Source organism: Rhodococcus sp. P1Y (assembly GCF_003641205.1).
Classification (GTDB): Bacteria; Actinomycetota; Actinomycetes; order Mycobacteriales; family Mycobacteriaceae; genus Rhodococcoides.
Window position 1 is genome coordinate 3,893,794 of sequence record NZ_CP032762.1, and the last position, 15,189, is coordinate 3,908,982.

13 protein-coding genes and 1 tRNA gene are annotated in these 15,189 nt (G+C 61.3%); 4 read left to right on the forward strand and 10 right to left on the reverse strand.

Going from position 1 to position 15,189, the window contains the following annotated elements:
* Positions 1-41 precede the first annotated feature (41 nt).
* Together catA and catC are read left to right on the forward strand one after the other, a co-directional pair.
* Positions 42-908, forward strand: coding sequence for a catechol 1,2-dioxygenase (gene catA / locus D8W71_RS17920; RefSeq protein WP_121115269.1), 867 nt, complete (start codon positions 42-44; stop codon positions 906-908).
* Between the two features lie 5 nt (positions 909-913).
* Positions 914-1,198, forward strand: a complete 285-nt coding sequence (gene catC, locus D8W71_RS17925) for a muconolactone Delta-isomerase (protein WP_121115271.1) — start codon at positions 914-916, stop codon at positions 1,196-1,198.
* A 404-nt stretch (positions 1,199-1,602) separates the two neighbouring features.
* On the opposite strand, the gene D8W71_RS17930 is transcribed toward catC, so the two are convergent.
* Entirely contained in the window at positions 1,603-3,024 is a 1,422-nt protein-coding gene (locus tag D8W71_RS17930) for an MFS transporter (protein ID WP_121115273.1), read from the reverse strand.
* Between the two features lie 165 nt (positions 3,025-3,189).
* On the opposite strand from D8W71_RS17930, the gene D8W71_RS17935 reads away from it, so the two are divergent.
* Together D8W71_RS17935 and D8W71_RS17940 are read left to right on the forward strand one after the other, a co-directional pair.
* Positions 3,190-3,525 carry an ArsR/SmtB family transcription factor gene (locus D8W71_RS17935; protein WP_121115275.1) on the forward strand — a complete coding sequence of 112 codons (336 nt, stop codon included), beginning with the start codon at positions 3,190-3,192 and terminating at the stop codon, positions 3,523-3,525.
* 268 nt (positions 3,526-3,793) lie between these two features.
* Positions 3,794-6,208, forward strand: a complete 2,415-nt coding sequence (locus D8W71_RS17940; RefSeq protein ID WP_121115277.1) for a hypothetical protein — start codon at positions 3,794-3,796, stop codon at positions 6,206-6,208.
* 116 nt (positions 6,209-6,324) lie between these two features.
* Here the strand turns inward: D8W71_RS17940 and D8W71_RS17945 are convergent, their stop codons facing one another.
* From D8W71_RS17945 to xerD, 9 genes are all read right to left on the reverse strand, one after another.
* Positions 6,325-7,497, reverse strand: a complete 1,173-nt coding sequence (locus D8W71_RS17945) for a tyrosine-type recombinase/integrase (protein ID WP_121115279.1) — start codon at positions 7,495-7,497, stop codon at positions 6,325-6,327.
* A gap of 422 nt (positions 7,498-7,919) precedes the next feature.
* Positions 7,920-7,993: transfer RNA gene (locus tag D8W71_RS17950), tRNA-Pro, on the reverse strand.
* A gap of 83 nt (positions 7,994-8,076) precedes the next feature.
* Complete coding sequence (gene der, locus D8W71_RS17955; RefSeq protein WP_121115281.1) at positions 8,077-9,519, reverse strand: ribosome biogenesis GTPase Der; 1,443 nt, start codon at positions 9,517-9,519, stop codon at positions 8,077-8,079.
* Entirely contained in the window at positions 9,516-10,199 is a 684-nt protein-coding gene (gene cmk, locus D8W71_RS17960) for a (d)CMP kinase (protein WP_121115284.1), read from the reverse strand. Before cmk ends, der begins: the two co-directional genes overlap by 4 nt.
* Positions 10,199-11,323, reverse strand: coding sequence for a pseudouridine synthase (locus D8W71_RS17965; protein ID WP_121115285.1), 1,125 nt, complete (start codon positions 11,321-11,323; stop codon positions 10,199-10,201). Before D8W71_RS17965 ends, cmk begins: the two co-directional genes overlap by 1 nt.
* 11 nt (positions 11,324-11,334) lie before the next feature.
* Positions 11,335-12,048: an SMC-Scp complex subunit ScpB gene (scpB, locus tag D8W71_RS17970; protein WP_442972059.1), complete on the reverse strand. Its 714-nt coding sequence runs from the start codon at positions 12,046-12,048 to the stop codon at positions 11,335-11,337.
* Positions 12,049-12,094: 46 nt separating this feature from the next.
* Positions 12,095-12,928, reverse strand: coding sequence for a segregation and condensation protein A (locus D8W71_RS17975; RefSeq protein WP_121115287.1), 834 nt, complete (start codon positions 12,926-12,928; stop codon positions 12,095-12,097).
* A gap of 3 nt (positions 12,929-12,931) precedes the next feature.
* A complete protein-coding gene (locus D8W71_RS17980; RefSeq protein WP_121115289.1) occupies positions 12,932-13,831 on the reverse strand; it encodes a ParA family protein in 900 nt (299 codons plus the stop codon).
* Positions 13,832-14,274: 443 nt separating this feature from the next.
* Entirely contained in the window at positions 14,275-15,189 is a 915-nt protein-coding gene (gene xerD / locus D8W71_RS17985) for a site-specific tyrosine recombinase XerD (protein ID WP_121115291.1), read from the reverse strand.

Genomic DNA, 15,189 nt, shown 5'->3' on the forward strand with positions numbered 1-15,189 from the left:
TTCAGCCCCGAAGAGCACAACTTCCATCCAAGGAGTACTCCATGAGCATCGACCACGCACCCTCGACAGACTCGGCCACCGAAGTGGCCACCGCGGCCGCGTCGGGTGCGAACGCCACCGAGCGTTTCACCTCCGACAAGCAGGCAGCCGCGAACACCCCGCCCGAGCGCGTCAGCCTGCTTGCCCGTCAGGTCATTTCGGCAGTCCACGACACCATCCGTGAACACAAAGTCACCTACGACGAGTACAACGCACTCAAAGCATGGCTGATCAACGTCGGTCAGACCGGCGAGTGGCCACTGTTTCTCGACGTCTGGGTAGAGCACGTAGTCGAAGAGGTTGCCGGCGAAACCCGCGAGGGCAGCAAGGGCACCATCGAAGGTCCGTACTACGTCCCGAATGCACCCGAGCTCGGATCGGCAGTAATTCTGCCCACCCGCGCCGGCGAACGGGGCACCCCGCTTCTGTTCCAGGGTCAGGTCACCAGCGTCGACGGCAGCCCGTTGCCGCACGCGGTCATCGAGATCTGGCACGCCGATTCGGACGGCTTCTACTCGCAGTTCGCCCCCGGCATTCCCGAGTGGAACCTGCGCGGCACGGTCACCGCGGACGATCAGGGCCAGTTCTGGATTCACACGATGAAGCCTGCGCCGTACCAGATTCCGACGGACGGTGCCTGCGGCAACCTCATCTCCGCGGCCGGATGGCACCCGTGGCGTCCCGCACACCTGCACCTCAAGGTCGCAGCTGCCGGACATCAGCAGATCACCACGCAGCTCTACTTCCCCGGCGACGCGCACAACGACGACGACGTCGCCAACGCCGTCAAGCCCGAGCTCATCCTCGATCCTCGTGAGGTCGACGGCGGCCAAGAAGTGACGTACAACTTCGTACTCGACAAGGGCTGAGCCACATGCTGTTTGCAGTGAAGATGCACGTCGCGTTACCGCAGGATCTCGACGCGGACGTACGCACCGACACTCTCGCCCGAGAGAAGGCGTACTCGCAGCAACTGCAGCGCGACGGGGAGTGGGTCAGCATCTGGCGCATCGTCGGTCAGTACTCCAACCTCAGCATCTTCGACGTGCGCGACAACGAGCGGCTACATGAGATCCTGTGGAATCTGCCACTGTTCCCGTACATGAGCATCGACGTGAGTCCGCTCGCCCAGCACCCGTCGGACATTTCTGCGGTGTGAGACGGCCGTAAGACCGAGCAGTGTTGACGGTTTGCATCGCACCCCCTCTCGCATACGCAACGTTATTACGCATAACGAGATATCGGGAGTGGGTGTTCAGCCTAGAAGTGAGAACACCAGTTAAAGGTGGATCTCTTCACGATTCAACCAAATGGGAGGGTGTGGTGGTTGACTGTTCGAGTATTCCCCAACTCCTCTTGCGTAGCGCTGCGCGTCGTCCCCACTCGCAATATAGCTGATGAGCTGCAGGTCCTCGCCCGCCTAAGAGCGCAGGAAATCACTGAGCTGTTGCCTATTACCAGCGAGTGCGGACGTCATGGGGACAAAGTACCGCCAGGAAAGTCGGCGTGCCTCGCAGATTCTAGACAATCCGAGGACGGATGGTTGGTTTGTGGAGGACATCATCAATGTTGGGCCAGATTCAGTTTCGGTCGCCACACGAGCGTCCATGCGCACAGGGCGCCGAGGGCGTAAGCGATGGTTATGAGGACGAACGCGGTGGATGCGCGCGAATACCAGTCGCTGCCAATAGTGATGACCACTCCCATCGCTGCGATGCCGAACAGTGAGCCGATCTGACGGTTGGCGTTGAGCACCGACCCAGAGACAGCAGCGTGGTCGACGCCCGCGGAATCGACCAGTACTGCGGTCATGGCCGGTGAGATGACACCGGCTCCGACATTGGCAAGTCCGACGGCGATTGCCAAGACCCAGTACGGGGTGCCGGGCGAGATGAAGATCAGTCCGAACGTGGATCCGGCGGCGATAGTGAGGAAGGCGGTGAGCAGGACTCCGTTGGAGAAGCGGCCAGAGATCTTGGAATAGACGATGTTCGAGATGGGGAAGAACATCGTCATCGGAAGCAGTTGGAGTCCGGCTTGGAAAGGGCTGGCGCCGCGGGCGTTCTGGAGGAACAGTCCGAGCATGAAGATGCCTCCAAACAGGGAGAAGTTGAACAGGAACCCGATGAGGTTTCCGCCGGCGAAGGCGGGTCGGCGGAACAGCGACCACGGCATGACGGTGGCGGTGGCGGTGGCGCCGCGCTCACGTGCGGCGAGGGCAATTGCTGCGGCCGCGGCGAGAGCAAATGCGACTACGACCGGGGCCGAACCCCACCCTGCTTTCGGGCCCTCGATGACCGCGTAGCAGATGGCGGCGAGCACCGAGATCGCGAGGGCGTGACCGGCGAAGGGCACCGGCGCGCGAGTGGGGGCAACGGGCACAATGAGCTTGTAGGTCATGGCTGCACCGATTGCGCCGATCGGCAGGTTGATCAGGAAGATGCTGGGCCAGCCGAACGCCGACACCATGACTCCGCCGACGGTGGGCCCGATACCGGATGCGGTGGCGACGATCGCTGACCACAGTCCGAGCATTCGGGTTCGTTCCGATGGGTCCGGAAACGAGTGGACCAGTAGGGCAAGGGAACTCGGCATGAACAGCGCGGCGCCGACACCTTGTACGAAGCGGGCACCGATGAGAATTTCGCTCGTGGGAGCGAGCGCGCAGGCCAGCGATGCCGCGACGAAGACGGCCATGCCGATCATGTAAACGCGCAGGCTGCCGATCCGGTTAGCCAGCCCGCCCGCGAGCAGTAGCAACGCAGCGAAGGTGAGGACATAACCGTCTACGATCCAGGTGAGCTGGGTGATTGTCGCGCCGAGATCGGTTTGGATTCGAGCGCCGGCGACGTTTACAACGGTAGTGTCGAGTGACGCCATGACGAAGCCCGCCGCGAGTGCGGTGATCTTCAGTCCGCGGCGCTCACCTGGTCCGGATTCGACTGTCGAAGAATGCTTTTCGGAATCAGTACTTGGGACGGCCATGATGGATTTTGCCTCCGTGGTGAGAGTTCCGCGGCGTGAGGCCGACGCAACTGGGTCAACGGGCTCGCGGACTCCATGGAAACAGATATGTTGACGTCCGTCAAACTTTGATAAGCATCAACAGATGACGACGGTGGTAGTATTGAGTTCAACGGAAGGATCGACGTGACTGCTGGAACCGACAATCGCATCACCGGGCATATCGAGACGGACGAGATCACAGCGCAAGGGCTGCTGGATGCGCTGGTGGATCCTGTGCGTCGCAGTATCGTTCGTCAGCTGGCCGCGTCCGATCACGACATCGCCTGCGGAACGTTCGATATTTCCGTCAGTCGTTCGACGGGCACCCACCACTTCAAGGTCTTACGTCATGCCGGAATCATTCGCCAGTACTACGTCGGCACGTCCAAGATGAACACACTCCGACGTGCCGATTTGGAGTCTGCTGCTCCAGGTCTGATCAAGGCAGTGCTGGCCGCCCGCGAGCAGCCCATCAAGTAGAGCCAAGGCTCTCACTGCGATGGGCCGATCACCTGCGCGAGCGCGCTTGCATCGCTCCGAACGACCACGACTACTACCTGGTGTGTGTGAACCAAACCAGCCGCAGCCAAGCCGTGCCTGACTAAGGGCAGTTAACGCACCGTCGTGGCGATCTGGCACGCACGGCCCGAGGATGCGCTCGTAATGTTGAGACACATCCGACGCGCCCCACGACCGCGCTGATCGGCAGCTATCCTAACTGTTCTGAGCCTAGAAGTCAGAGAGGAGCATGGTGGACATATACGAGACGTCAAAAAGCACGTTCGAAGCGCTTGCGGCCACAATTACTGAATTCAACGAGAACGAAGCAACAACCCGGCACCGTCTCATCGATGTGGTGCTCACTGACTGTTTGGGCTGGCACCGAGACGATATCAAGAGCGAGACGTATCTAAGCGGTGACTATTTCGACTATGTTCTGGGCAGCCCGGACGGCCGTGTTGTTCTGGAGGCGAAGCGAAGCTCAAAGATCTTCGAAGCGCCCGCTGGAGTGAAGTCCGGCATGATCTTACTTAGCACCATTCGAGACTACTCCGACCAAAACCGTGCAGCTGTCGACCAGGTAATGGGGTACTGCCAGAGCTCCGGAATCGCTATCGCAGTTCTCTCAAACGGTACGCAGTACCTGGCCTTTCTGGGTAGCCGTTCCGACGGAAAGCCACCCGCCGAGGGAAACGCAATATTTTATGCGTCTCTGCAAGACGCGAGTACCGATTTCACTCATTTTTGGAACTATCTATCGAAGGATGGCGTGGATCGTGGTGATCTCACATCACTATTGCAGCGGTCGACGGCACGTGCACTAGCACCTCAGCCGATGTCGAGCCGAATCGTCGATTACCCAGGATATCGAATTGGTAGCTCCATGGAGACGGACCTTCGTATACTTGGCGACCTATTCATTCAAGACATCACCAAGGTTGAAGCTATCACGGACGATTTTCTACGCGAATGCTACTGCCCAAGCGGCGCGTTGTCGCAGTATGCCACAGTCAGCAAAGAGATAATGCGGTCGAGATACATGGCACTGCAGAGCCACGTGAACACGGAAGATGCGACAACCAAAAAAGGCCTCAATGAGAACCTGCGTCACGACATTTTAGCTGGAGCCCTAGTGCGGCGCCCGATCGTGTTATTGGGTGATGTAGGCGTCGGTAAGAGCATGTTTCTGCGGCACCTGTTTCGCGTAGACACCGACCAACTAGCCGACCAATCGCTCGTCATCTACGTCGACTTTCTGAATCATTCAGGACTTTCCGATGATGTCCCGAACTACCTAGTCGACGCAATAAAATCCACAATTATGTCAGCATTGCAGGTGGATATAGAAGAGGGCGCTTTTGTTCGATCAGTTTACAATCGTGAGATCAACCAGTTCAAGAAGGGAATATACGGGTTTCTCGAAGAGGATGACAAACCCGAATTCCGCAAGCGCGAAGCCGCAATGCTTGGTGGTCACCTCGATGAACCCTATACCCACGCGAGGAGGTCGATTGAATTCTTGCAGACAACGCGAAGAGTTTCGTTCGTCCTAGCGCTCGATAACGTCGATCAACATCAACCTACCTTCCAAGAGCAAATATTCATGACTGGTCAATCTTTGGCCGAGACATGGCCATTGACTGTGTTCATGTGTCTACGTCCTGATACTTTTCACCTGTCCCGCAAGAGCGGAGCCCTGGCCGCATACCAACCACGCGTATTCACAGTGTCGCCACCTCGCGCTGACCATGTGATTTTGAAGCGTCTCACTTTTGCCAGGCAACAGCTTTCCGAGTTTGGACGGCTGCCCGGGTTTCCTGATGGCTTGACCCTCAACTCGGACAGCTTACTTGTATATATAGATGTGCTACTAGCCGCCTTCGAGTCAAACGACAAACTAATTGCGTTAGTAGACAACCTGAGCTCCGGCAATATTCGCCGAGCACTTGATTTCATTTCCACCTTTGTCGGCAGCGGTTATGTTCAAACACAACGGATATTAGAGGCAGACAAACGCGGCAATCGTTACACCATCCCAATCCATGAATTCATGCGTGCAATAATTTATCGAGACTACAAGTATTACGATCCCAGGCAATCAACAGTTCCAAACTTGTTCAACATACAAGATTCCGACAAGAAAGAACATTTTCTATCGCCACTGATTTTAGCACTCGTTGAGACAGCTGGCGAACGGGAACAGGGCGGATACGCTGCAACTTCAGACGTATACGCGCGACTGCAATCGCTTGGATACACAGGAGCGCAGATTCACCGCCACGTTACACTGCTGCACGACGCAGGGTGCTTAGAATCAGCCGAACACGGAATAAATGAGAGTCAGATTCGAATAACTCGATCCGGGTCTTATCTGCATAAATCCATGATTACAGAATTTGCTTACGTAGATGCAGTTGTAGTCGATACCCCCATCCTCGATATTGCAGCACGTCACGAAATAAGCGACGTATTTGAAATTAACCAACGCTTAGGTAGGGCCGAGCGGTTTGTTTCATACTTGCTAGACTGTTGGCCGTTTACATCGGTCGAAGATATTCCTTTTGACTGGAGGCGACACGCCGCGACTCTTCTTACCAATTTTGAGATAGTGCAAGAGGGAATTGAACGTGCACGTCAAAGACGCGAGCGCGGTCGATCATGAACAGGTATCCGCCCGCACCCAGTGCAGAGATCGCTAAGCGTGGCGTCTATGCGTACCTATCACGGACTGCAGTTCAGCAGTAATTGCAAGGCTCGGTCACATTCCTTGAAGAACCCCTAGAGGCCGATGTTGGTTACTGCATTGCCCACGAGTGGCGCGTGTTCGCGGCGGTACACCTCCACCGAGTCAAGACTGGCATGGCCGGTCTGCCGAGCGATGGCGGCCCCGTCGGCGCCGTTACGGGTGCCTTGGGTGACGAAGCCGGCGCGGAGCGAGTGCCCACCAAGTTTGGCGAGAGCGGTCGGGTCGTAACCGGCGTGATCGGCGCGGCGGCGGATGGTCTGGTGGACTGCTGCCCCGGACAGCGCAGTTGAACCGAGGTTGCCGTTCTTGGCGATGGCCCGGAACAACGGGGCGCGGGCGGCGATACGGGGTACTCCCCCACGGCATACGTGCTCAGTGAACGGTTCTGGCTTGCGGAGTAGGCGGATCACGGACGGTCTTCCGTCAACATCGAAGGCTGCGACGACCTGGATCCAGCGGACGTAGGCGCAGGGCGGGCATGTCTCGTGTGACTCGGTGTACGGCAGGGCTTTCACTGCTCCCCTGCCCTCCTGGTCGGTCTTCGATTTCCGTAGCCGCACGTGGAGGCCGTCCTGCCGGTGTACGGTGACGTCGCCGCACACCATCTCGGACAGTTCGCTGCGACGATAGGCGCCGGCGAAACCGAGCAGCAGGATTGCCGAGCCCCGGCGTTCGAGCACCTCGTCGGCCCAGCCACGGCACCGTTCCCGGGCCGTTCCGACTAGGGCTTTGATGTCGTCGACAAGTAGCGGATCCCGCGGGGTGCGGGGCCGGTCCCCCGCCGCGGCGTACTCGCGACGGATCCCCGACAGCGTCGCGGTGACCAACTCGTGCGCGGACGGTGACAGGTGTCCGGTGGTGCGGTGCTGGTGGTTGATGGCCGCGATCCAGGTACCGAATGTGGCGACGGCGTAGGCCCGCTCCCCGGTTTCTACCCGGGTGTCGGCGGCATCGACGAGATACGCGGCGACCGTAATCGGGTGCGCCGGCAACGCAACATGGCCCTCCCTCACGCACCAACCAGCGAAACGTCGCCACCCGGCGGCATAGGTGCGGTGCGTCCCTTCTGACCGCGACGATTCGACCGCCTTCGCGATCCGCTTGGCCACAGCCGGCGGAATCTCGGGCTCCACAGCGGTGGATGCGAGTCCTGTAGAGCCCACCGGGGGGTTCGCCGCAGGTGTTCGGCCTGGTCGGAAGTCCATGCCGGCAGACTAGCTCAGGTCACCGACATGTCCGCGCAGCGAAAACTGTGCTGAGCTGGCGTTTCGAGCTAGGCGGTGCGGAAAATGCAATTTACGTGGTCATGGTCCGGCTTACTGCTCCGACGCTTATGCTCCGCACCAAATGCCGTAGAAGGAACGGATGCACACGGGTCCGGTTTCGCTCAATCGGATGGGTTGCTCAAGGCTCCACGTACGGACGCGGGCAACTACCTGACTCCACCAGAGCTGCAAGTCTGCTGCCATCGTCGCGGCCCACAACTCGAGAATCGGGTGGACTTCGGGTGGACTCCGAAAATCAACTAAGGAACGAGTAGTGACACTGAGCGGCACGGAGCCCCATTTTCGAAGAAAAAAGGCGGCTCCGGATTTCTCCGAAACCGCTTCTGACCTGCATCTATGTGTCGGGCTGACAGGATTTGAACCTGCGACCACTTGACCCCCAGTCAAGTGCGCTACCAAGCTGCGCCACAGCCCGCCGCGCCGGTTAAGGCGCTCGATGAGATTACCCCAGCCCCACCCCTGAGACGAAATCGCCTGGTCAGAGGTGGGGCAGGACAATCAGCGGTTCTTGCCCTTACCTGGCCGCTCGCGCTTCTCGCGGATACGAACCGACACACGGATCGGGCTGCCGTCGAAGTTGAACTCCTCACGCAAACGCCGCTCGATGAACCGGCGGTAGCCGGCCTCGAGGAAGCCGGTGGTGAAAAGTACGAACGTCGGCGGACGCGTCGACGCCTGCGTCGCAAACATGATCCTCGGCAGACGACCACCACGCATGGGAGGTGGCGTCGCGGCGACGACCTCCTTGAGCCAGGTGTTGAGCCTGCCCGTCGGGACTCGCTTGTCCCAGGACTCCAACGCCGTCTCGAGCGCCGGAACGAGCTTCTGAACAGCCCTACCGGTGTGCGCCGAGATGTTGACGCGCTGTGCCCACGGCACCCGAGCGAGATCGCGGTCGATCTCCTTCTCGAGCTGCATACGGCGGTCCTCGTCGACCAGGTCCCACTTGTTGAACGCGAGCACGAGCGCACGACCGGCGTCGGCGACCATCGACAGAACTCGCAGGTCCTGCTCCGAAATCACCTCGGACGAGTCGAGAAGCAGAATCGCGACCTCGGCTGCTTCAATCGCCGACTTCGTACGTAGCGACGCATAGAACTCGGCACCGCTGGCATGGCTGACGCGCTTGCGCAGACCCGCCGTGTCGACGAATCGCCATGTCTTGCCGCCCAACTCGACGAGCGAGTCGACCGGGTCGACGGTGGTCCCAGCGACATCGTGCACCACGGACCGCTCGTCGCCGGACAGCTTGTTCAGCAAAGATGACTTGCCGACGTTCGGCTTGCCCACCAACGCAACTCGACGGGGGCCACCGCCGGGGATGCCCTCACGAGGCGTCTCCGGCAGAGCTTCGAGAACGCGGTCGAGCATGTCGCCGGTTCCGCGGCCGTGCGTCGCCGACACCGACAGCGGCTCGCCGAGACCGAGCGACCACAGTGCGGCCACCTCGGACTCGGTGCGACCATCGTCGACCTTGTTGGCAATCAACAGCACTGGAGTCTTCGAACGTCGAAGTACCCGCGCCACAGCCTCATCCGTCGTAGTTGATCCGACGCGTGCGTCGACTACGAGCAGAATCGCATCCGCGGTGTTCATGGCCAATTCCGCCTGGCGCGCAACGGACTGCTGCAAGCCCTTGGCGTCTGGCTCCCAACCGCCGGTGTCCTGCACCAGGAAACGGCGTCCGGCCCAGTTCGCCTCGTACGACACTCGGTCACGCGTCACGCCGGGCACGTCCTCGACCACGGCTTCACGACGGCCGATGATGCGGTTCACGAGCGTCGACTTGCCCACGTTCGGGCGACCGACGACTGCCAGCGTCGGGACGGCAACCGCCGCCTCGGCGTCTTCACCGTCGACGTAGTCGAGAAGTTCCCACTCCCCCTCTTCGCTCCAGGTGCCGTCGCCTGCGACCTCGCCTGCATAGAATTCCTCGGTCACTGCTTCACTCCAGTTCTGTCGTGCACAACCTGGAGCAACGCGGCGATGACGCCGTCCATGCCCAGATCGCTGGTGTCCACGATCACGGAATCCTCGGCAGGCCGCAGCGGAGACACGGCGCGAGTGGAGTCCGCGTGATCGCGGCGTTGAACGTCGGCGAGTACGGCGTCGTAATCGTCGCCTCGTCCTTCGTTGATGTTCTGCTTGTTGCGACGGTCGGCGCGAGCCTCGGGAGATGCCGTCAAGAAGACCTTGACGTCGGCATCCGTCAGAACGACGGTTCCGATGTCTCTGCCTTCCACAACGATTCGAGGAGACAACGCTACGAGATCGCGCTGCATCTGTACGAGGATTTCGCGCACGCGCGGAACCGCCGACACAGCAGACACTGCTTTGGTGACAGCGTCGCCGCGGATCTCGGCCGAAACGTCCTCTCCGCCCATTGTCACGGCTTCCGCCAGAGGGTCCGTACCGATATCCAAGGGCAGCGTCGCGACGACGTCGGCGACCTTGTCCGAGTCCGCCGGATCGATCCCCGACCGCAGCACCCACACCGTTGCCACTCGGTACATCGCACCGGTGTCGAGATAGCGGGCATCGAGTGCGGTTGCGAGTTTGCGCGAGACCGTCGACTTTCCGGTTCCAGACGGCCCGTCCATTGCTACGACGAGACCTGCCATCACAGACCGACCGACTCGTAGAGCTTGCCGATCTCGCCGCGGCCGAGCACACGCAAGGTACCGGGACGCTGGTCGCCCAGGGCAATGTTGCCGACGTCGGTGCGCACGAGGCGACCGACGGGGAATCCGACCTGATCGAACAGACGCCGGACGATGTGCTTGCGACCTTCGTGCAGCGTGATCTTGACGAGCGAGAGACCGTTGGAGATATCGAGCAGCGAGAAGCCGTCGACCTTGACGGGGCCGTCGTCGAGCGTGATGCCGTCGCGAAGCTTCTTGCCCAGATCGCGAGGGATCGCGCCGAACAGTGTGGCCAAGTAGGTCTTCGATACCTCGTACGAGGGGTGCATCAGGCGGTGAGCAAGATCACCGTCGTTGGTGAAGAGCAAAAGGCCTTCTGTGTCGGCATCGAGGCGTCCGACGTGGAACAAACGCTGCCCCGCCTGAACGCGCTCGGAGACGATATCGCCGACGCAGGGGCGTCCGAGATCGTCGGACATGGTGCACTGCCATCCACGCGGCTTGTTCATCGCGAGATGAACAAGCTCTTCCTTGACGACGATGCGAGTGCCGTCGACGCGCACGATCGCGACGTCCGGATCGATCCGGATTCCTTGCTCGGTCACGATGCGACCGTCGACCTCGACACGGCCGTCGGCGATCAGTTCCTCAGCTGCACGACGTGACGCGACGCCTGCCTGTGCGAGCACCTTCTGCAGGCGGACACCCTCGCCGCGCGGGACGTGGCGGCGCTTGGAGTCGGGCTCGGCGTACTGATGCTTCGCAGGCTTCGCGTTGCTGATGGTGGTGCTGGGCGTCTGCTTCTTCTGCGGCTTCGGCGGCTTGGGCCGAGACGGCTTCTTACGTGGGACCGCATCGTTGCTGCGGTCGTTGATTCCGCTGTCGACGGGCTTGTCTTCGAAGGGTTTACGCTGGTCGGCGCCCTTGCGAGGGGCGGCTGCACGGCGGCCGCCACGGGGGCTCTCGGCTCGTGCGCCGCGGGGCGCATCTTTTCCTCGACGGTTCTCGCGAGGATCCTCCGACCTACCTGCGGTCGGCTTCCTGCCGGGAGCCTGTCTTTTGTTCCTGTCCGGTGTGCCATCACGGCGAGCGGGCTTGTTCACTTCTTTACCTATCAGTCGTCCGAGTCGAGCTCGGCTACCGGATCGGGTTTCGATCCGCGGTTCTTGGTGGAGCGGGTAACTCTCGGGTCGGTATCCATGCTGTCACTGATCTCGTCGATCAGGTCCACACCCGGCAACAACGGCGCCAGTTCGGGCAGATCCGTCAATGAAGCCAGGCCGAGTCGTTCGAGGAACAATTCGGTGGTGGAGTACATGGTGCCGTTCGATTCCGGGTCCACTCCAGCTTCCGAAATCAGACCGCGAGCGAGCAACGTGCGCATCACTCCGTCTACGTTGACTCCTCGCACGGCACTGACTCGCGCGCGGGTCAACGGTTGACGATATGCGATAACGGCCAGAGTCTCCAATGCCGCACGTGTGAGTTTCGACCGAGCACCGTCGAGAAGCAGCCTCTCGACGTACGGCGCGTACACGGTGCGTGTGTAGAAACGCCAACCATCGCCCGCATATCTGAGGTCGATCCCACTGCGACGCTCGGTGAACTGCGCCGCCATCCGAGCGAGAATCGGCTTGATCCGTCGAACATCGCTCCCGACGGCGGACGCCAGTTGCTCGTTCGATGCGGGCGAATCAACCACGAGCAGGACTGCCTCCAGCGCCGACTCCAGCGTGGCGTCGTCGAGCTCGTCGGTCTCCTCGGCGGATTCACCGGCGCCCACCGCCTCCGGCTCCAGAGGCTCCGGCGAAAAGGGCTCCGGCGCCAAGGGCTCAGGCTCCGGCGTTTGCGTTTCGTTCAACTGCTCGTCTCGATCATCCATAGTCCACCGCCGCGACGAGTATTTCGTCCGACTTCGCCTTCCCCGTCCAGCTCACCATCAGTTCACCGAGGGGCTCGGGCTGGTCGAACGCGAGGACCTGCTCGCGGAACAACTCGAGCAGCGCAAGGAATCGGGCGACGATCTCGACGGTGTGCTCGCATCCTTCGGTCAATTCGGAGAACGGAGTCCACGCTCCCTCACCTTTACGTTCGAGGCGTTCGAGGACCCACTTCGCCTGTTCCGGCACCGAGACCGAGTGCTGGTGGATGTGATCGAGCCCGACCCGGGGAACGGGCTTCGGGCGAAATGCCATGGCGGCGATGTCGGCAAAACGTGCTGGGTCGACACCGAGCAGCACTTCGGGGATGAGATCGGTGTATCGGTCCTCGACCGATACCGACCGCGGATACCTGCGTAGCGCGGCAGCCTCCAGCTCGCCGAACAACTGCGCGACTTGCTTGTACGCGCGGTACTGCAACAGACGCGCGAACAGGAGATCTCGTACCTCGAGCAACGCGAGATCCTCGGCATCCTCGACGTCGCCGGACGGAAGCAAGCGAGCAGCCTTCAGATCGAGCAATGTTGCTGCGACGACAAGGAACTCGGTGGTCTGGTCGAGACCCATCTCCTTGCCGAGCGTCTTGGTGAAGGCGATGAAATCGTCGGTGACGGTGTGCAGCGCCACCTCGGTGACATCGAGGCGATGCTGACTGATGAGCGTCAACAGCAGATCGAAGGGACCCTCGAAGTTGAGCAATCGCACCCGAAAGCGCGATGGGTCGACGTCGCCGGGAACCTCGATAGCGTCGGTTGCGGTGTCGGCCATGACTTACGGGCCGGACCGGTAGATCACCTCTCGGGCCAAAGCCCGATAGGCCTGTGCACCGGACGATTTGGGTGCCCAGGTGGTGATCGGCTCACCGGCGACGGAGGTCTCGGGGAACCGGACGGTCCGAGTGATGACCGTGTCGTAGACGACGTCGCCGAACACCTCGACCACCCGCGTCATCACCTCACGCGAATGCAGAGTCCGCGCGTCGAACATCGTCACGACGATGCCGGCCAACTTGAGTCGAGGGTTGAGACGATCACGCACTTTTTCGACGGTGTCGTTGAGCAAGGCCAACCCGCGGAGGCTGAAGTACTCGCACTCCATCGGGATGAGCACCTCGTCCGCGCACGTGAGGGCGTTGACGGTCAACAATCCGAGCGACGGCTGGCAATCGATGAGCACGTAGTCGTATCGGTCGAGAATCGGGTGCAACACCCGACCCAGCGTCTGCTCACGTCCGACCTCGGTAACCAGTTGAATCTCGGCGGCGGAGAGGTCGATGTTGCTCGGCAACAGGTCGAGATTGTCGACGCGTGTGCGCATCAGGACATCGTCAGCGGAGACCTTGGACTCCACGAGCAGGTTGTACACCGTCAGATCCAGCTCGTGGTGCGCCACACCGAGGCCGGCAGACAGAGCGCCCTGCGGGTCGAGGTCGACGAGGAGCACCCGACGACCGTACGCGGCGAGCGAAGCACCCAGATTGATGGTCGAGGTCGTCTTGCCGACGCCGCCCTTCTGGTTGCACATCGCGATGATCTTCGCCGGCCCATGACTTGGCAACGGCTGAGGTTCGGGAACCTCTCGGGTCTTGCGACCGGTGGGACCTAGCTGGTCAGCCGCAGGAATGATGTTTCTCGTCTCACGGCTGGTTTCGGGCTGGCGGGTATGAAACAACGCGCCTTCGCTGTGCGGGTGCTGGGGACAATCCGTCGGGTGTCGCCTCGTAAGACCGGTAGGACGTGTCCGGTGGGGCGGCGTCCTCGGAGCCGGCGTCACATGCGGAGCAGGCTCGTGGTGCGCAGGCTCCTGGCGTGGGGCTCCGTAGGTGTGGGATCGGGGGCGGGCGAGTCGACGGGAGCCGAGTTCGATGGAGTCGGTGCTCCCCAGGTCTGACCTGAGCCTGACTCCGCCGCTGGCGGCTGCGGTGTCGACACGTGTCCTTCGCTCCCCTGTCCATTCGTACTTCGGCGGGCTTCCAACCGACTGTTGTCCAACGCTACCGCGTGCCGCGGCGGCACCTTCGTCGGACACGCGCAAAACCTGCCGGAGGTGGCCAGTGGCATGGATAGATGCCGTGGCGGGCACATATTCATGCCACTGCGGCGGACGCGAAATCCTCAGCGGGCCCGCGGATGCGCTTCTGCCCAGACCTCTCGCAGTGTGGTGACGGTGACGAGGGTGTAGATCTGGGTGGTCGTCACCGACGCATGACCGAGAAGTTCCTGCACGACGCGCACGTCGGCTCCCCCATCGAGCAGATGTGTGGCAAAGGAGTGCCGCAGCGTGTGCGGCGACACCGGTGTCGTGATCCCCGCCCGTTCGGCCGCCGAATGCAGAACCTGCCATGCACTCTGCCTCGACAAGCGACCGCCGCGCGCGTTCAGGAACAACGCAGGCGTCGCCTTCGTGGCCAAAGCTGGGCGTCCACGGACCAGGTAGGCGTCGACCGCATCGATGGCGGGCCGACCAACAGGGACGAGTCGTTGCTTGTCGCCCTTACCGCGCAACAGCACCGACCGGGTTTCGACGTCGATGTCGTCCACGTCGAGGCCGACTGCTTCGGAAATGCGGGCGCCCGTCGAGTAGAGCAGTTCCAGCAGAGCTTTGTCTCGCAACCCGCGTGGCGCATCGTCACCTTCGGTGGACGCCGAGTCCAGAATCGCGATGACTTGATCGAGCGGTAACGACTTGGGAAGTCGACGGCTCGGCGTGGGAGGTTTGACCCCACTGGCCACGTCCGCTCGCGTGATGCCCTCCAGGGTCGCGAACTTGTGCAGGCCGCGCACAGCGATGAGCGTTCTGGCGGCCGAACTAGGTGCGAGCGGCGGGAAGTCTTCGCTACCGCGTCGAAGATCGAGGACGAACTCGCTGACGTCGTTCTCCGTCACTTTCGCGAGATCGCCGATTCGGTAGCCGGTCAGGAACGCCTCGTACCGCCGCAGATCTCGGCGGTACGAGGACAAGGTGTTCTTGGCAGCACCTCGCTCGACCTCGAGGTAGTCGAGGTACGTCCCGATCTGCTCCGCCAGCAC

Excerpts from the sequence above, each read along its gene's own strand:
- D8W71_RS17930 (WP_121115273.1), bottom strand. The coding sequence starts at position 3,024 with ATGGCCGTCCCAAGTACTGATTCCGAAAAGCATTCTTCGACAGTCGAA.
- D8W71_RS17940 (WP_121115277.1), top strand. The coding sequence starts at position 3,794 with ATGGTGGACATATACGAGACGTCAAAAAGCACGTTCGAAGCGCTTGCG.
- catA (WP_121115269.1), top strand. The coding sequence starts at position 42 with ATGAGCATCGACCACGCACCCTCGACAGACTCGGCCACCGAAGTGGCC.
- D8W71_RS17975 (WP_121115287.1), bottom strand. The coding sequence starts at position 12,928 with ATGGCCGACACCGCAACCGACGCTATCGAGGTTCCCGGCGACGTCGAC.
- D8W71_RS17945 (WP_121115279.1), bottom strand. The coding sequence starts at position 7,497 with ATGGACTTCCGACCAGGCCGAACACCTGCGGCGAACCCCCCGGTGGGC.
- cmk (WP_121115284.1), bottom strand. The coding sequence starts at position 10,199 with ATGGCAGGTCTCGTCGTAGCAATGGACGGGCCGTCTGGAACCGGAAAG.
- catC (WP_121115271.1), top strand. The coding sequence starts at position 914 with ATGCTGTTTGCAGTGAAGATGCACGTCGCGTTACCGCAGGATCTCGAC.